Raw genomic sequence first — 18,567 nt, forward strand, 5'->3', positions numbered from 1 at the left:
AGTTATGTACGGACTGATTACCGTGATTCACTAAGCAACGAATCGCACTTGCTCTGAGAATTAATCAACCCGGTTTTAGGTCAAATTCTAATTATTAATGCTGAAGAAATGAAGTAGGAAGGCTTAAGTACTTACAATCAAGCTGCGTAGCAGCTTATTTTCGGACAACTTTCCTTCAAAGGGAAGTTCAAAGTTTTCCGATGATGTTAGAGCTTGCTCTTGTTTTCGGTACATATATACTAATCAGTCTTTTGGTCTACTTACGGTAATGCAAGGATTTTGACCGATATTAAATCTTTTTCTTGCAGATGAATATATTCCTTTAGTTGGAAATGTAGGCTGTGCCACATTTTTGTATTTATTCAGCAAACCCTACTTAGAAAAAGCTGTGAAGAGTATTTGCAATATTTACCACCATTGGGTTGGGAACATATCAATTTTACAGGTGATTATGCTTGGAATGTGAAGCAGGCGACTACGGGTTAAGGAAAATAAGTATCGCGAAAATGCTTATTAGATTACACTGTTAATATGCAACAAGGTTAAAAATAATTCTCATTTAATTAAAACTAAAACTCCATTTTTGATCAATTTGTTACGTAAATTTTGAGATAAATTTTACTTTTATAATCAGTAATATCAACTATGGCTATCACTATTTCTCAGCAAACCTTCTACGAGTTGTTGTATCAGGAGACAGAAAACAGTTCCCAATATCCAGATCCCGATGATCAGTTAGATGTGATATATGATTACCCAAAGGTACTGGGACAAGGCTATTGGCGAGAAATCAAACTGCGTGAGGGTTTGGAGTTAGCTATTGGTGATTTGCGGTTGTGCGATCGCATGACTACTGAAGACCCAGAAACAGAATGTTGGCTAAATTACCATTTTCATTTTTCAGGGGAACATGAAGATAAATATACATCCATAGGTAGCGGAAAGTATATTTTCCAAGGCAGTGGTTTGGCTCCTCAAATAAAAACTCAGTGTGATCACGAACAGCCATTTCTTGAAGTTGAATTTACGATGCAGCCTGATGTACTGCGTTCCTTTGCGGGAAATAGTGAAGGAGAGTTACCAAAACAGTTGCAGCACTTAATCCGACCCTGTGATCAGTATTACCGTCGCTGTGGCACTGCCACCTTACCGATGCAGAGAATAGCGCAGCAAATTTTACACTGTCCCTATCGGAGTATTGCTAAACGGATGTATCTAGAAGGTAAGGTGCTGGAATTGATGGGAATGCTACTAGCACAAGAAGTAGAGATGCGTGATGGTAAAACCAATATTCAGCCTTTACAACCAGATGTAGTTGATAGAATCTACCGCGCCAGGGAAATCATCCTGCAACGCTTGGACAATCCACCCTCCTTACACGAATTAGCGCGACAAGTTTGTTTAAATGAATGCACCTTAAAACGGGGCTTTCGTTGTTGTTTTGGCACAACAGTATTTGGCTATTTGCGTAATTACAAACTTGAACAAGCGCGACAACTGCTGGAAATAGGAGAGATGAAAATTACCGAAATTGCTCATGCAATGGGTTACAACAGCCGCAGTCCTTTTGCTGCTGCATTCCGCAAACAGTTTGGCATGAACCCCAAAGAATACCAAAAACTGGGGAAAAATTCCGTTTAGCTATCGAAAAAATTCCGTCTACCTATCGGATTAGTCTTGGTTAACACAGAGTTTCACGGTATTTTTATTGAAAGTCATTTTTATTAATGGTATGAGCAGTGGTGTCAAATTATTGCTGGTTGAAAGTGTTGATGCTTGGCTCTTTCTGGGGATTGGTTGCTTTGCCAGCTGGGGCGGAAACAAGTTTAGACCGTATTAATCGTGATCTAAATACGTCTGTGGCAAATACGGCTAAAAGTAGTCAAAAAATCCCTCATTTAAACGAAGTTAAGCACCCAGCGACTACAGTTAAACAGTGGCTTGCTCAAGTAATAGTTCAGGTAACGGGTGTAAAACTAGGGCAAAGAGAGCAGGAATTGGAAGTAATTTTAGAAACCACAGGTTCAGATCAGTTGCAGCCTGTAAGTAAGAATGAAGGTAATAATTTTATTGTAGATATTCCCAATACTCAGTTAAATTTGCCATCTGGTAGTGAGTTTCGTCAAGAAAATCCTGCTGATGGAATCACTGCTGTGACTGTAACTAATATTGATGCAAAGACTATCCGATTGATAGTGACAGGTGAGACGAGTTTGCCCAAGGTTGAATTATTTGATAGCGACAAGGGTTTAATTTTTGGAGTAACGCCTGGGGTAACGGCTATGCAGCCACCAAAAACACCACCAGAAGAAGCATCAGAACAGCCGGATGAGCCAATTAACTTGGTGGTGAGGGGAGAACGGGATGGGTATCGCGTAACAAATACTACAACTGCTACAAAGACCGATACACCTTTGCGTGACATTCCGCAATCAATTCAGGTAGTACCACAAGAAGTATTGCGCGACCAACAGGTAACTCGCTTAGAAGATGCGGTTAGAAACGTCCCTGGTGTTAATCAGAGCTTTAACTTTGGCCCACTTGCCGTTTTCAGCATTCGCGGATTTGATGCAACACAAACAAATCTTCTCAGAGATGGGCTACTTGACCCTGTAGCTGGAGAATCGACTGAACTTTCCAGTATTGAGCGAGTCGAAGTTCTCAAAGGACCTGCATCAGTGCTATTTGGTTTAGGTAATCCAGGGGGAAGTATCAACCTAGTATCTAAACGTCCCTTAAGCGAACCTTTTTATGCTATTGACGCAACCGTTGGAACTTATAGTTATTATCGAGGTGCGATTGATTTAACAGGGCCGTTAGATGACTCGAAGACGGCTTTATATCGTCTTAACGTAGCCTACAGAAATTCAGATAGTTTTGTTGATTTCTTTAATGGTGAAAGCTTCAACATATCGCCTGTTATCAGTGTGGACATTGGCGATAGAACTAACCTCATATTAGAGGGAGAATACATCAAGACAAGAGATTCCTACGCATCTGGCGTACCTGTAATTGGTAGTATATTATCTAACCCCATCGGTGAAGTGTCTCGTAACCGCAACTTTGGTGAACCTTCTGATGAAATTGAACAGACAATTACAAGACTTGGATACCAACTAGAACACAAATTTAATGATAACTGGTCATTACGCAATGCGTTTCGGTTGGTGTCTCGTGATTACACTGACAAACTCACGCTTCCCGGAAGATTGGATGCAGACAATCGAACTTTTAATCGTGTAGATCGAGAATACGAGCTTGAAAATACAATTTATGCTCTGACTGCAAATGTGGTTGGCAAGTTCTCCACTGGTTCAATTCAGCATCAGCTACTATTTGGAGTTGATTTTAATAGTTTAGAAAACTCGTCACCAATATATGCTGAACGGGAAGCAAACCCGATTGATATCTTTAATCCTGTTTATGGTCAAGCAAAAATACCGGGAGCGGCCGTTCTTTTTGAAAGTAGCGATCGCTCGCTCACCAACTCATGGGGAATTTATCTTCAAGACCAAGTTACACTCTCAGAAGGCTTAAAGTTGCTGTTAGGTGTGCGGTTTGATACTTTTGATCGGAAATATACAGATTTCATCAATAACACAGAAAGCAGTGGCTCGGATAGTGCATTCAGTCCTCGTTTTGGGATTGTCTATCAACCCATACCTGCTATCTCACTCTATGCAAGTTACACAAGTTCATTTACTCCACCAGACGGCACATTCTTTTTTGGTATTGACTCTTCCTTGAAGCCAGAACGCGGTAATCAGTATGAGGTTGGGGTAAAAGCAGATTTGAATGATCGTCTTTCCGCAACCCTAGCCTTATTTGATTTGACTCGTACCAATGTCACGACAGAAGATCCTAATAGACCAAACTTTTCTATCCAAGTAGGTGAGCAAAATAGCCAAGGTATTGAACTGAATATTGCAGGTCAAATTTTGCCGGGATGGAATATTTATGCAGGCTATGGTTATATCGATGCAAGCATTACTAAGGATAATACTTTTACACCTGGAAATCGGTTACCAAATACCGCAAACCATTCTTTCAACTTATGGACAAGCTACGAAATTCAACAAGGGGAATTACAAGGTTTAGGGGCTGGATTCGGCTTGTTTTTTGTAGGCGATCGCGCTGGAGATTTGACTAATACTTATGATGTGCCTAGTTATGTTCGCACCGATGCAGCGATTTTTTATAACCGAGATAAATTCCGAGCTGCACTTAACTTCAAAAATCTATTTGACGTAAACTATTTTGAAAGTGCGCTTAATTCTAATCGTGTTTACTACGGACAGCCTTTTACAGTCCAAGGAACAGTTTCCTGGAAATTTTAATAATTGAGACAATGCCAAATATTTTCTGTTGACTAATATTGGGCATCTTAGGATTTAATATAGTTACAGCTGGCAATCATCAGGCATCTTAAAATATATCCTATTCACCTAAACTAGCAACCGCAGAATGTCGCATAGTTAAACACACAATGGGGGGAAACCTGTGTTCCCCTTAACCCCCAACGTGTCTAGCTATTTACGGACAGATGCCGCCATGTTTTATAAACAAGATAAGTGGAGAGCATCGCTTAATGTTAAGAATCTATTCGGGGTAAACTACTTTGAAAGTTCTTTCAATCGAAATCGACTTTTTGCTGGAGAAGACCTTACAATTCAAGGTAGAACTTCTTGGCAATTCTAACAGCCAAAGAAAGAGACGAAGATACATAAGCCGCTTCGTCACTTGGCTGTCTTTGGGCGTGATGGGACTTTTGCTTGTCACAGCCTGTACTCCTAAAAATCGCCATAACATTCAAATACCTATTGAATCGGGCATTGCAGAGTGCCATTCGTTTCAGCACGTTATGGGTGAAACTTGTATTCCTACTGCCCCGAAACGTATTATTACATTATCTGCCTTAACTCTCAATAATGCCCTTCTTCTGGGAGTAAAACCCCTTGGCAGCACTTATTTTCTAGACGATCGTAAGTTACTTATCAGCAATGGCATAGAATTTTTGGGACCTTCTCAACCTAATCTAGAGAAGATATCCTTGCTTAAGCCAGATTTGATTTTGGGCTGGGAAAACATTGACAAGAGTGTTTACCCCTTACTTTCAAAAATTGCTCCTACCGTGTTGGGAAAATGGGAAGAACCTCTGGATTGGTCAAAGCACTTTGATTTTGTCGCTCAGGTTTTAGGCAAGGAAAAAGAAGCTAAAGAAGCGTGGCAGAATTACTACAAAAAAATTGAAACCTTGAAAATAGCTTTGGGCATTGACGCGGTTTCTCTAAAGGAGAATGGCTACCAGGGACAAAAAATTTCATTTATCCACATACATTCTGGTAATCGTGGTGTTGAGAGTGATGTGAAAAACTCCTTTGCTGGTTCTATTCTAGATGCTGTTGGTTTACAGCGTCCAACAGCACAGAATATTAATGCTTACTATGGAAGCATCAGTATTTCTGAAGAGGAATTAGAGAAGGCTGATGGAGACGTGCTATTTGTTTCTATCTTGAGAAATAACGCCAAGGAAGCTTTTGCAAAAATTCAGAAAAGCCCCCTTTGGAAACGTCTTAATGCAGTTCAGAAAAATCGTGTTTATTTAGTTGATTCCTCAACCTGGAGTGGTTCAAATTTACCTGCTGCAAATGCTGTCCTTGATGATCTTTACAAATACCTCGTCAACACACCTTTATAGATGCCCGCATTACGAAAGATAATACTTTGACACCCGGAAACCGATTGTCAAATAGCGCAAATAATTCTTTTAACTTGTGGACAAGTTACGAAATTCAAAAAAAAAGGTAATTTACAAGGTTTAGGGGCGGGAATAGGCTTGTTTTTCGTAGGCGATCATGCTAATTTCGACAATACTTATACTGTACCTAGCTATCTTCGGACTGATGCCTCTATTTTCTATAACCAAGATAAATTCAGAGTTGCACTTAACTTCAAAAATCTATTTGATGTAGACTATTTTGAAAGTTCGCTAGGTAATCGTGTTTATTATGGGCAACCTTTTACAGTACAAGGCATAGTTTCCTGGCAGTTTTAACTATCGAGATCATCATGCGACATTTTTTCTACTGGCTAATATTAGGCATCTTGGGATTTAGTTTGCTTACAGCTTGCAATCATCACACACCTCAAAATATATCCTCTTTACCTAAACAACCAACCGCAGAATGTCGCATGGTTAAACACACAATGGGGGAAACCTGTGTTCCCATTCACCCCCAGCGTGTTGTCACCTTATCATCATGTACTTTAGGCAATGTTCTAGCCCTTGGGGTTAAACCCATCGGCACAACTAACGAAGTTTATGTAGAGGGAAACTCTCTCTCATCCATTAATGGTAAAACTGATGGCATAAAACTACTGGGACTTTCACAACCAAATTTAGAAGCAACATTACTACTCAAACCAGATTTAATTATTGGTGTAGATTGGTTCAAGCCAATTTATCCTTTATTATCTAAAATTGCCCCTACAGTATTAGGTGAAATTGATTTCATAAACTGGCAAAAACATCTGAGTTTTGTAGCTGAATCTTTAGGAAAGCAAGAGGTTGAAAAAGCACTTTGGGATCGCTATTATCAGCGAATAGAACAGCTAAAACAGGCATTAGGAACTCGCTATCAAGGCAAAAAAATATCCTTCATAACTCTTGGGAGTAATCAACTATACATTGACTCTAAAAATTCATTCTCTGGCTCAATTCTTAGTGATGCGCTTTTGCAGCGTCCAGCTGCCCAAAATCTCGACTCAACCTATGGAGCTTTTCCTATTTCCTTCGAGGAATTAGAAAAAGCAGATGGCGATATTTTATTTGTGACAACTTATTCAAGTGGGGGCAAAAAATTTCTTGAAGAAAAACAACAAGAGCCACTTTGGAAAAGCCTTAAAGCTGTTCAAGAAAATCATGTCTATTATGTCGATTTTATGTCATGGGCTGCGACACATATGCTGGGAACTGATGCAGTAATTGATGACCTCTTTAAATACCTAGTAAACACACCCTAAATATCTAGTTAGGGGAGGAAACAGGCAGTTTCTGTATTTTTGTATATGGTTGCTAACTTAAACTAAAAAATGCCATTTTTAGCTAAAAATTCGCATTTATTGGCTATATTAAGGCAACAAATAATAGTAAAATATACTAATTAAAAACATAAATTTTCCACCTTTAACTATTACAATGCCTGCAAAAGTTGACCCAGGAATCAATAAACGCTCTCCCCTCCAACGGTTACTCAACTATGGACAAAAATATCGCCCACAAATTTATCAAGCCACAACCTATTCTATTATCAATACAATTTTAGATTTAGCACCACCTTGGTTAATCGGTGTTGCTGTAGATATATTAGTCCAACAGCAAGATTCTTTGATTGCCAAATTGGGAATTACAGAAGTCTTATGGCAATTTGCTCTACTTTCACTAATCACTGTCATTGTTTGGATATTTGAATCACTTTCTGAGTATGCCTATAATAAACTGTGGCGAAACTTAGCCCAGAATATTCAACATAATTTACGCTTAGATGCCTACGATCATTTACAAGAATTAGAATCAGCTTATTTTGAAGATAGTAGTACAGGCGGTTTGATGTCTATTCTCGGTGATGATATCAACCAACTGGAAGATTTTTTAAATGGGGGGGCTAATGAAATTATCCAAGTCATAACTTCATTTATAATTTTAATCGGTGGTGCATTCTTCATTTTGCCTCTCAACATCACCTTAGCAGCAATGCTACCAATGCCGTTCATTCTTTGGGGTTCATTAATCTATCAAAAGCGTCTCGAACCTCGTTATGCTGATGTTAGGGAAAAGGTGAGTTTTCTAAATTCTCGATTAGCTAATAATATTAGTGGTATTACCACAATTAAAAGTTTCACAGCTGAAAAATATGAAAGTGCCAGATTAGCAACAGAAAGCGAAGCTTATAAAATAAGTAACGCCAAAGCAATTAAACTTTCTGCGGCTTTTGTACCTGTAATTAGAATGTTGGTTTTAGTTGGGTTTACGGCTTTATTATTTCTAGGAGGTATGGCAGCGTATTCTGGTAGGATATCTATTGGTAATTATAGTGTTTTATTAGTTTTAGTTCAAAGATTATTGTGGCCATTGGTATTTTTAGGAGAAACCTTTGACCGCTATCAACGGGCGATGGCTTCCACAAAACGAGTGATGGATTTATTAGATACTCCCATCCAAATTATTACGGGAGATATGCCTTTAGTTGTTGAGGAAGTACAGGGAGAAGTTGAGTTTAAAAATATTACTTTTGCCTATGGAAATAGTGGAACCATAATTAAAGAGTTGTCTTTACATATTCCTGCGGGAAAAACTATTGCGGTTGTTGGTTCTACTGGTTCGGGTAAAAGCACTTTAGTCAAACTATTGTTGCGCTTTTATGATGTTTCTGCGGGAAAAATTACCATTGATGGCATTGATATTCAAAAGTTGAATTTATTTGATTTGCGTCGCAGCATTGGTTTAGTGAGTCAAGATGTATTTTTATTTCATGGTACAGTGGCGGAAAATATTGGCTACGGGACTTTTGACGCTACTGATGCAGCAATTATTCATGCAGCGAAAATTGCTGAGGCACATGATTTTATTGTGCAATTACCCCAAGGTTATGAGACGATAGTCGGGGAACGAGGACAAAAGTTATCTGGGGGACAACGCCAACGGATAGCTATAGCTAGAGCAGTGGTAAAAAATCCGCCGATTCTGATTTTGGATGAAGCGACATCTGCGGTAGATAATGAGACGGAAGCAGCAATTCAACGCTCTTTAGATAAGATTACTGTGAATCGGACAACGATTGCGATCGCACATCGTCTTTCTACAATTCGCCACAGTCATTGTATTTATGTCATGGATGACGGTCAAATTGTGGAGCAGGGTAAACACGAGGAATTACTAGCACTTGATGGGATTTATGCTCTTCTCTGGCGTGTACAGTCTGGAATTCATTAATACTTAAATAATCTACTATATGTAAGCCCAAAGTATTAGGAGACGTTGCAGTGCAACGTCTCTACATTATTGATTTGTAGATTATTAAATAACCGTACCGACTCCCAACTGCTGCATCATGCCAAAAACATCAGCTTGCCCCCAATGTTCTGTAACTTTTCCGTCTAAAAGAGTATCAATATGTACAAACGAAAATTTTACTTGTTTTCCCGTCGGTGGAATTCCCATTAATTCACCTTGATGAGTACCGCTAAAAGTTCCACGAGTAACAACTTTATTACCTTCAGCAATGATTTCTTCAAATACATGATAACCATCTGGAAATGCAATAAAAGAGGACATCGCATACTGGATAAATTCATCAATTCCTTTTCGAGGAGTTGTATCCATTCCACGCCCCACTATATCCGCAGATATGAATTTTCGTCCTTGCTCAATATCTTGATTATCAAAGGCTTCATACATTTTAAGCACGATTGCTTTGTTCTGTTCGAGTGACATATTTTCTCACAAAAATTTCTGCAACAATATATTTTTAATCACTATAAGTTGTAAATTTTTGAGTTTCATTGACTTTGGTTAAGATTTTTGATTTTGATAAACTCTCCGTTTCAATCTACTGAGTGATTCTGGTTCAATACCAAGATATGAAGCGAGATAATATTGAGGAATCCTTTGTAAAATTTGGGGTTCAGTTTCAATTAATTTAAGATAACGTTCTTGTGGCGTATCAATTAGAAGTGAAAGTAATTTATCTCGCAGCAAAAAGGCTAAATCTTCAGCAACAAGTCTGAGTAATTTTTGCCCTCCTACTGTTTTTTCAAACAAAAGCATTGTTTGATGGTTGAATATAAGTATTTCTGAATCTTCGATTGCTTGAGTGGAAAAGCAAGCAGGTTTGTTTTTTTGGAAACTTTCGTAGTCTCCAAAAGTTTGGTATTCGGTATGAAAGAATAAGGTATATTCTTTATCGTCTTTCACAACAAAGCTTCTCAGACAACCTTTGTAAGTAAAAGCGACAAAATCGCAAATATCACCTTTATGAAATAAAAATTCTCCCTTACGTACTTCTCTAGATTTCAAGAGAGATTTGAGGAGGTTGATATCAACTTGGAATTCAGGTGATAGTTTCTGAATAAATGCATAAAATGACTCATGCATCGAATAAATCTCGTATAAAATTGTTCCTTATGATATTTTAGCTAGTAGTCTATCCAATTAATTATGACTGCTAACACATTTGATGATTCGACCAACTACGCCTGATGACACAACTGCGTTAATTGCTCTAGCTAAAGCTACTGGATTATTCGAGCCAAGCCAGCTTGATGAAGTTAACGAAATGCTGGCTGAGTACTTCGGCAACAGTGACAGTGAGAACTTATGGTTTACTGACGATGACGACGAGCCAGTAGGGATTGCTTACTGCGAGCCGGAACGAATGACAAACGGGACTTGGAATCTGCAATTAATTGCCATCCATCCTGATCGTCAAAGACAAGGACGTGGTGCGGCATTAATTCGCTATGTTGAACAAGCAGTGGCAGAGCAAGGCGGACGGATACTGCTGGTGGAAACATCAGGGGTGCCAAGTTTCGAGTTTAAGCGGGAGTTCTACCGCAAATGCGGTTATCAAGAGGAAGCACGAATTCGCGATTTTTACGAAGCTGGTGATGATAAGATTATTTACCGCAAAGTGCTAGCTCATTCGGAGCTTTGAAGGATTATAGAATTGAAAACTCAAGCTAATTTTAAGTTAACTTACACAAAAATCTGTTAACTGACGCATTTTTGGAGTATGAAAACCAATTATAATATCATGCTTTGGTATTCCCATCTCAACTAATTCGCTAGCAATATCAATTTCTGTTGTATTTTGCTGAATCCAAATTTTATCGTTTTTTATATCTAAATGCATCATACAACCATAAATTCGCTTTTGATTATTCCAACCTACACTAACAACTTGATAACGGTCGCGTTCAATATCAAAAATTTGTTCAATTTCAACTTCCTCATAGCTCGGTTTATACTTGGAACATTTAATTAATATTTGTTTAACTTTTTCTCTATATTCATTTAGATTATCCATTCAACAAGCTCCTATTTATCGACATCATAAATAATTAATTTCAAATTGTTTTCATTTATAATTGTTTGAGTAAAAGGTAAACTAAAAAAGTCATTATAAATTGCTGATGGAACCTAAAAATAGGCGGGCAAGGATGCCCACCCCAAAAAAATATAACTTTTATCTACAAAAACTTAATCTATATATTCCACAACATCTTCCGTTTCAAAGCGGACTTTAGGCAACGTTGCATACTTGTCACTAGCTAGCCGATACCCTGCCGCACAGATTACTACTGTATGATATCCTTTGTCTTTTAATCCCAAAACTTGATCATATTTATCAGGGACAAAACCTTCCATCGGACAGGTATCAACTTTTAACATTGCCGCAGAAAACATAAAAAATGCCAAAGCAATGTAAACTTGTCTGGTAGACCATGCATCTTTGTCAAGGGGATAAGGTGGTTGCTTGAGAAAACCTTTCACCATATCTCCAAGCCCTTGAAGTTTCTCAACAGGTGTATTTCGGACTTCCGACATCCGAGCCAGATAAGCATCAACATCCTGGCTGTTGACATCTTCTTTAATAGTCAAAACTACCAGATGTGAAGCTTCCTCAACCTGTTTTTGTCCCCAGGAATGCTCTACCAGTTGATGACGGATTTCGGGATTGCGAATTACGAAAAATTTCCAAGGTTGTACTCCAAAGGAGGAAGGAGCAAGTACCAAACTTTGTTCCAAAACTTTCCAAACATCTTCTGGAATTTTTTTGCTCGAATCAAACTCTTTGGTAGCATAGCGCCAATGTAGTTGCTTGAGAACTTCTTGGGGTGAAAATGTTGTTGCGTTCATTTGCAAGTTAATTAAAAAAACAGCCAGTTCAAAGATAAACGCAATTACAAATAAAGGCTAGTTGATGATTATTAATATATGGACAATCATATATTTGAGTAATTACGCAAGTAGCTATAGAGGTATTATGTTGATTTACGTGCAATAATCGCTGTATGATTGGGCGGTAGATTAAACTCACCATAACAGTGTAAAGTTTGCACCTCGAAACCGATTCGATCGAGCGCTTGTGCAATTTCTGTCGCTTTGTATAATCGCTGATGATGTCATCATGAATATATGCTAAGTCTTCTTTGTAATATTCTTTCATATTGAACTGATGAAAGCCGCTCATACATAAGCGATTATATCTTTTAACTTCGCAACATAAGACGGTATATATTCCAATGCAGTTTGCTTAATTGATTCTTCCTCAGATTTACCCGCAAGAAAAAGCGCAAGACAAATATATCTCGCTGCCATAAATAACGAAAGTTTATTTTCTATTTCAATTGAAAGTTCTTTAATACTTCTATACCCTTTGATTAAACTTGTTTTAATTTTAGAATATTCTGCCATTTCCGAATATTTAGCTAAAATTACCGCCAAATCGTAAATATAATATCCCCAGCCGGAATCATCGAAATCAATAGGAATTAAAGTATTTTGATGCAAGATAACGTTATTTAAGTGTAAATCGCCGTGAATAATTCCGAAAATATTCTTTTGCTTACCATTTACAGCTTCAAAATCAATTAAACGTTGATAAACTGACTCAAATAAACTGACTGTTTGATTATCAAAATATTTGTAACCTAAATTTGCATATCCAAAAGCTCCGTTGCTTCCAATTAAACCATCAGCATCAAACATTGGACGTTTAAAATTAATCGGCTTTTGCCAATTAGCAAGTTGATTATGAATATGAGCAACTAATTTACCAAGTTGCTCAAACAAGCTTAAGTCGTTCACTTGATTTCCGATAATTGGCGAATCAATCCATGAAAGTATCGAAACAGGTTTAGCAATTCCTGAAGCTTCAACCATAGAGACAAAGTTATGAGAATTATTGTAAATAGGCTTTTGATATTGGGAATTATTACAATTACTTAGATATTCGATAATTTTAGCTTCTGATTCTATATCTTGAACCGTATTTTGCAATCCGCAATATACCCTAAGTAAGAAATTACCTTGTTCGGTAGATAATTTAAAGGTTGTATTTTCTAAATGTTTGAGAAATTTTAGCTTTACAGAATTAAAATCATACTGCTTGATCGCATTACGTGCGATTTCAGAATTGATCGTAACTTGTTGTGAGGATGAATCTTTGTTCATGCGCTGTAAAAAATTATTTATATATATATCATGAATGGGCAATATTTGGCTCTAACTTTAGTCTTGTATTAATATCTTTGCTGGTTTGATTTCAGCAAGGTCAGTAAATCGATTATTTAATTAACGTAAGCTTATTCCTTGAATGTCTATTCATAAGTTTTATTAATCGTAAGCTTTACAAATTGGCATTTTACGAATTGCATATTTCACGTCAAGATAATAAGTAATAACACCACAGCACATAATATATTTTTGGATAAACATCATGGTTCAACTCACACAGTCTCCTCAAGCTACAACTAATCCAGGACGTTTAACAGTTGAAACTGTAGAAATTGCTTGTGAAACTACTGCGATTCGCTGTCTTGATTGGGACAGAGAACGTTTTGATATTGAGTTTGGTTTGCAGAATGGCACAACTTATAATTCGTTCTTAATTCAAGGCGAAAAAGTTGCTTTAGTTGATACTTCTCACGGCAAGTTTGAGCAGCTATACCTGGAAATAATTACAGGATTAATTGACGTAAATACAATAGATTATTTGATTATTAGTCACACCGAACCAGATCATAGTGGCTTGGTTAAAAATATTTTAGAATTAGCTCCTTCTATTACTGTTGTTGGTGCTAAAGTAGCGATTCAGTTTTTAGAAAATATGGTTCACCAGCCTTTTGAATCAATGGTGGTGAAAAGCGGACAGAAACTAGATTTGGGCAACGGACACGAATTAGAATTTGTTTCTGCACCGAACTTACATTGGCCCGATACAATCTTTACTTACGATTATAAAACCAGCACTCTTTATACCTGTGATGTATTTGGAATGCATTACTGTGATGATCGCACTTACGATGAAAATTTCACGGAAATAGAAGAAGATTTTAAATATTACTATGACTGTTTAATGGGGCCGAATGCGCGTTCTGTTTTGTCGGCTTTAAAGCGGATTGATAAATTAGAAATTGTCACGGTGGCAACGGGACACGGACCTTTATTACAGCACAATATTTCGGAATGGATTGGACGCTATCAAAATTGGAGTTTAGAACAAGCTAAAACCGAAAAATTAGTAGCTTTATTTTACGTTGAAGATTACGGTTATAGCGAAGAATTAGTTAGAGCCGTAGCTCATGGAAGTAACAGAACAGATGTAGCGGTAGAATTAGTAGATATCAATAATACCGAACTGACTGAAGTCCGAGAAATAGTTTCCCAAGCTGCCGGTTTAGTAATTGGAATGCCTCCCCAATCTAACGATGTAGCAATCGCTGCTTTAAATACCATCTTGGCAGCGGTTCATAATAAGCAAGCAATTGGTTTATTAGAGTCGGGAGGAGGAGAAGACGAACCCATTTATCCCTTACGCAATAAGTTTCAAGAATTGGGATTAACCGAAGCCTTTTCTCCAATATTAGTTAAAGAAACTCCCAGCAAAGCCACAGAACAACTTTGCGATGAAGCCGGAACCGATTTAGGACAATGGTTGAATCGCGATCGCACTATCAAACAAATCAAATCCATTGACAACGAGCTAGAAAAATCATTAGGAAGAATTAGCACCGGGCTTTATATTATCACCGCCAAAAAAGGAGAAGTTCAAAGTGCAATGCTGGCTTCCTGGGTGACACAAGCAAGCGTTAATCCATTGGGAGTTGCGATCGCAGTAGCCAAAGACAGAGCCATCGAATCCTTAATGCACGTTGGCGATCGCTTTGTTTTAAACGTTTTAGAAGAAGGTAAATATCAAGGATTAATGAAACATTTCCTCAAGCGTTTTGCTCCCGGTGCAGATCGTTTTGCTGGAGTGAAAACATATCCTGCTGCCACCAATGAATCCCCGATTTTAGCCGAAGCTCTGGCTTACATGGAATGTGAAATCACCACCCGCATGGACTGCGGAGATCACTGGGTGATTTACAGCACCGTCCACACCGGAAGAGTTGCCCAAGTAAATGCTCTAACAGCCGTGCATCACCGCAAAATGGGCAATCATTATTAACAGTTAGGAGTTAGGAGTTAGGAGTTAGGAGTTAGGAGTTAGGAGTAAACTTTTTCTCCCCTTGTCCCCCCATCACCTCTTCCCCCTCACACTATGCATAAACCTGCTGAAACTACACCAACTATGTATTACATCAATCGGGAGCGCGTCGTCCGAAGTTTGGAATTTATCCAAGACGCAATTGTAATTTGCTTGTGTATCGGTTTATTTAGCTTCATGGTGCTTGAGGTGAGAGATATGTTTCTTTCCTTGCTTCCACCTTTAGAGTCTCAAGCTGTTACTGCCGATATTTTGTTTTTGCTGATTTTAGTTGAGTTATTCCGACTACTGATTATTTATCTACAGGAACATCGAGTCTCTATCGGGGTAGCCGTTGAAGTTTCCATAGTTTCCGCATTACGAGAAATCATTGTTCAGGGTGTACTAGAACTAAGTTGGACTCAAGTTGTAGCAACTTGTGCCTTTTTATTAGTTCTAGGAGTACTATTAGTTCTCCGAGTTTGGCTACCCCCCACCTTTGATGGCATCGATCCCGAACAAGCAATAACTGAACGTTATAAGAATCGACAAGTTAAATCGGAATTTGTAGAAACCAATGGACGTACTTGAGTTAAGGAATACCTAACCCCCAACCCCATAAGAGCAAGGGAAGGGGAGTAAGAATCAAAGCTTCTCAAAGAAAATCAATAATATCAAACCTATAAGGGAAGTAAAGATAAGAATCAAAGCCTCTCTCCTTGTAGGAGAGAGGTTTGGAGAGAGGTTAAAGCTTCATCTCCCAAAATCCAAAATAAATGCATCCGTTGTTAAAATTCAAAATCTAAAATTCAAAATTGATTATGTCTACTACCATAACCACAAACCGTAAAAGAGATGTCCAAGTTGCTGAAATTGGAAAAGATACAATAATATTGCGATCGCGAACTTGGGATCGATTAAAGTTTGAAGTTGAATATTCCCGTCAAAAGGGAACTACGGCAAATTCTTATCTCATCCAAGCCGATAAAAAAGCTTTAATCGATCCTCCCGGTGAATCTTTTACGGAAATTTATCTCCAGGAATTAAAGCAACATTTAGATTTGACTACCATTAATTACATAATTCTTGGTCATGTCAACCCGAACCGCAGAGCGACTTTGGAAGCATTGCTGCCAATTGCTCCCAACGCTACTTTAATTTGTTCTCGCCCTGCTGCGAATGCGCTCAAAGCGGCTTGCCCTGAGTGGGAATCGCGGATTCAAACTGTGCGGGAGGATACTTTAGATTTAGGAGGGGGACATCTTCTCACATTTGCTAGCGTACCAACTCCGCGTTGGGCTGATGGGCTTTGTACTTATGATGCTGCGACAAAAATTCTTTATACAGATAAATTCTTTGGCGCTCATATCTGCGAAGATACTTTATTTGATAAAGACTGGAAAAGTCTAGATGCGGAACGTCGTTACTATTTTGACTGTCTCCACGCACCGCAAGCCAAACAAGTCGAAGCTGCTTTAGAAAAGATTGCGGTTTTCCCAGCCAAATCTTACGCTCCGGCTCATGGCCCAATTATTAATTATAGCCTCAGTAGATTTACTTACGATTACCATCAATGGTGTCAGAGTCAAAAATCTCAAGAGTTGAAGGTTGCTTTGCTTTATGCTTCTGCTTATGGAAATACAGCAATTTTGGCAGGGGCGATCGCCAATGGTTTAATTGAAAATGGAGTTAATGTAGAATCGATTAACTGCGAAGTCGCAGAGACTGAAGAGATTACCCGTATTGTAGAAGCAAGTGATGGCTTGATTATTGGCTCACCGACATTAGGTGGACACGCTCCGACTCAAATTCAAACTGCTTTAGGAATAATTCTTTCAACAGCAGCTAAAACCAAATTAGCAGGAGTATTTGGTTCCTACGGTTGGAGTGGAGAAGCAGTAGATTTAATAGAAAACAAATTTAAAGATGCCAATTATCGTTTAGGATTTGAATCAATTCGAGTTCGTTTCACCCCTACACCTGAAATTCTCCAGGAATGTCAAGAATCTGGGGCATTATTTGCCGAAAACTTGAAAAAAGACAAGAAACTGCGTAGCTCCCGTCAAGTTGTAACAGAAACTCATATAGATCGTACCGAACAAGCAGTAGGGCGGATTGTGGGTTCCTTGTGTGTAGTAACAACTCGTGACGGAAACACGCAAAAAAGCGTTTTAACTTCTTGGGTATCTCAAGCCAGCTTTAATCCACCAGGAATAATGATTGCGATTGCTGACGAACAGAATGCAGATTTCATCTGTCATGTAGGCGATAAATTTGTACTAAATATCCTCAAAGAAGGCAGAAATGTGCGCCGTTATTTTTCTCGTCATAGCACATTAGGAGATAATCCATTCGTCAATCTTTCTACCAAAACCGCTGATAATGGTTGTCTCATTCTCACCGAAGCATTATCCTATTTAGAATGCACGGTACAAAATCAAACCAAATGCGGTGATGGGTGGTTAATTTATGCCGTAGTAGATAACGGTGAAGTTCTAGAAAATGAAGGATTAACTGCACTAGAACATCGTAAATCGGGCAGTCAGTATTAATTGTTGTAGAGACGTAGCACTGCTACGTCTCCCGACGTTTGAAGCGCTTTTTATTTAATAATCCATTTTCGCCAATCAACATTATCATCTTCGCATGGTTGATACAATTCCGGTTTACCAGATCCAAGCACCTCAGCAATCATTTGCATGGATTTAGTTCTACTCGGCGTAGAAAACTCAGAATTAGGATTATAGACATCGGGATGATGCCAATTATCAAGTTGAATAATTTGAGTTAATTCAGCCGGTACTATTTCTCTAAATTCTGTTTGGGTTGCTAAAATTTTTTCACGATACCTGTCTACAAGATGAACCATCAAGTCAAAATCAATATAATCTGATAAATGAGGATTTCTCTCAATTTCACTTGAATTGATCGTAAATTGTTCTTCCCGAATCATTACTGATATAGATTCGGGAATATCTTGATCATCTTCCTCCAATTCACCTGATGGATATTTAACCGGAAAATAAGTAACGAAAGGTTCGTTTATCAAAATACTACTTCCAAATGCAGAAATCACCAGCACTGGTTCAACACCATTTAAACTATACCAACTAACTAATTGTTCTATAGTCAAAGCCCAATCTTCATCGTTCCGGAATCCAGTAAGACGAGCCGTGACCATATCGTCATTCATATTATCAAAACCCGGAAAATCCAAGTTACCAGCGGCTTTGTCCAGACAGTTGAGAATATTTTCTGTAGTAATTGTCATATTATCTTAAATAACTTTTATTAAGATAGCATTAAGCACCAATAA

16 protein-coding genes are annotated in these 18,567 nt (G+C 38.2%); 9 read left to right on the top strand and 7 right to left on the bottom strand.

Translation table 11 applies throughout. The features are described 5' to 3' along the window. Positions 1-645 precede the first annotated feature (645 nt). The 5 genes from ACM03V_RS17855 (at position 646) to ACM03V_RS17875 (ending at position 8,992) form a co-directional block, all read left to right on the top strand. Positions 646-1,641, top strand: coding sequence for a helix-turn-helix domain-containing protein (locus tag ACM03V_RS17855; RefSeq protein WP_414622146.1), 996 nt, complete (start codon positions 646-648; stop codon positions 1,639-1,641). Between the two features lie 131 nt (positions 1,642-1,772). Beyond that, complete coding sequence (locus ACM03V_RS17860; RefSeq protein WP_414622147.1) at positions 1,773-4,337, top strand: TonB-dependent siderophore receptor; 2,565 nt, start codon at positions 1,773-1,775, stop codon at positions 4,335-4,337. 281 nt (positions 4,338-4,618) lie between these two features. Next, entirely contained in the window at positions 4,619-5,698 is a 1,080-nt protein-coding gene (locus ACM03V_RS17865; protein ID WP_414622148.1) for an iron-siderophore ABC transporter substrate-binding protein, read from the top strand. Positions 5,699-6,069: 371 nt separating this feature from the next. Further along, positions 6,070-7,023: an ABC transporter substrate-binding protein gene (locus ACM03V_RS17870; RefSeq protein WP_414622149.1), complete on the top strand. Its 954-nt coding sequence runs from the start codon at positions 6,070-6,072 to the stop codon at positions 7,021-7,023. A 175-nt stretch (positions 7,024-7,198) separates the two neighbouring features. Next, positions 7,199-8,992, top strand: coding sequence for an ABC transporter ATP-binding protein (locus ACM03V_RS17875; protein ID WP_414622150.1), 1,794 nt, complete (start codon positions 7,199-7,201; stop codon positions 8,990-8,992). Between the two features lie 84 nt (positions 8,993-9,076). On the opposite strand, the gene ACM03V_RS17880 is transcribed toward ACM03V_RS17875, so the two are convergent. Beyond that, on the bottom strand, positions 9,077-9,493 hold the full coding sequence (locus ACM03V_RS17880; protein ID WP_414622151.1) for an ester cyclase: 417 nt from the start codon (positions 9,491-9,493) through the stop codon (positions 9,077-9,079). A gap of 78 nt (positions 9,494-9,571) precedes the next feature. Beyond that, positions 9,572-10,153, bottom strand: a complete 582-nt coding sequence (locus tag ACM03V_RS17885) for a Crp/Fnr family transcriptional regulator (protein ID WP_414622152.1) — start codon at positions 10,151-10,153, stop codon at positions 9,572-9,574. An 82-nt stretch (positions 10,154-10,235) separates the two neighbouring features. On the opposite strand from ACM03V_RS17885, the gene ACM03V_RS17890 reads away from it, so the two are divergent. Further along, a complete protein-coding gene (locus ACM03V_RS17890) occupies positions 10,236-10,712 on the top strand; it encodes a GNAT family N-acetyltransferase (protein ID WP_414622153.1) in 477 nt (158 codons plus the stop codon). A gap of 36 nt (positions 10,713-10,748) precedes the next feature. Here ACM03V_RS17890 and ACM03V_RS17895 read toward each other — a convergent pair whose 3' ends face one another. The 4 genes from ACM03V_RS17895 to ACM03V_RS17910 all read right to left on the bottom strand — a co-directional run bounded on the left by ACM03V_RS17895 (position 10,749) and on the right by ACM03V_RS17910 (position 13,234). Beyond that, entirely contained in the window at positions 10,749-11,084 is a 336-nt protein-coding gene (locus ACM03V_RS17895) for a XisI protein (RefSeq protein ID WP_414622154.1), read from the bottom strand. 11 nt (positions 11,085-11,095) lie between these two features. Next, on the bottom strand, positions 11,096-11,185 hold the full coding sequence (locus ACM03V_RS17900; RefSeq protein ID WP_414622249.1) for a hypothetical protein: 90 nt from the start codon (positions 11,183-11,185) through the stop codon (positions 11,096-11,098). A 72-nt stretch (positions 11,186-11,257) separates the two neighbouring features. Next, on the bottom strand, positions 11,258-11,917 hold the full coding sequence (locus tag ACM03V_RS17905) for an NAD(P)H-dependent oxidoreductase (RefSeq protein ID WP_414622155.1): 660 nt from the start codon (positions 11,915-11,917) through the stop codon (positions 11,258-11,260). A gap of 330 nt (positions 11,918-12,247) precedes the next feature. Further along, a complete protein-coding gene (locus ACM03V_RS17910) occupies positions 12,248-13,234 on the bottom strand; it encodes a phosphotransferase enzyme family protein (RefSeq protein ID WP_414622156.1) in 987 nt (328 codons plus the stop codon). Between the two features lie 265 nt (positions 13,235-13,499). Here ACM03V_RS17910 and ACM03V_RS17915 point away from each other — a divergent pair, with 265 nt between their 5' ends. From ACM03V_RS17915 to ACM03V_RS17925, 3 genes are all read left to right on the top strand, one after another. Then, positions 13,500-15,233 (top strand): diflavin flavoprotein, encoded by a 1,734-nt coding sequence (locus ACM03V_RS17915; protein WP_414622157.1) that lies wholly within the window; start codon positions 13,500-13,502, stop codon positions 15,231-15,233. Positions 15,234-15,326: 93 nt separating this feature from the next. Next, positions 15,327-15,842 carry a phosphate-starvation-inducible PsiE family protein gene (locus ACM03V_RS17920; RefSeq protein ID WP_414622158.1) on the top strand — a complete coding sequence of 172 codons (516 nt, stop codon included), beginning with the start codon at positions 15,327-15,329 and terminating at the stop codon, positions 15,840-15,842. Positions 15,843-16,072: 230 nt separating this feature from the next. Further along, positions 16,073-17,803, top strand: a complete 1,731-nt coding sequence (locus ACM03V_RS17925; RefSeq protein WP_414622159.1) for a diflavin flavoprotein — start codon at positions 16,073-16,075, stop codon at positions 17,801-17,803. Positions 17,804-17,853: 50 nt separating this feature from the next. Here ACM03V_RS17925 and ACM03V_RS17930 read toward each other — a convergent pair whose 3' ends face one another. Beyond that, a complete protein-coding gene (locus tag ACM03V_RS17930) occupies positions 17,854-18,522 on the bottom strand; it encodes a DUF7003 family protein (RefSeq protein ID WP_414622160.1) in 669 nt (222 codons plus the stop codon). Positions 18,523-18,567 lie beyond the last annotated feature (45 nt).

The sequence above is a fragment of the Calothrix sp. CCY 0018 genome, assembly GCF_963920925.1.
In the GTDB taxonomy this organism is placed as follows: domain Bacteria; phylum Cyanobacteriota; class Cyanobacteriia; order Cyanobacteriales; family Nostocaceae; genus Rivularia.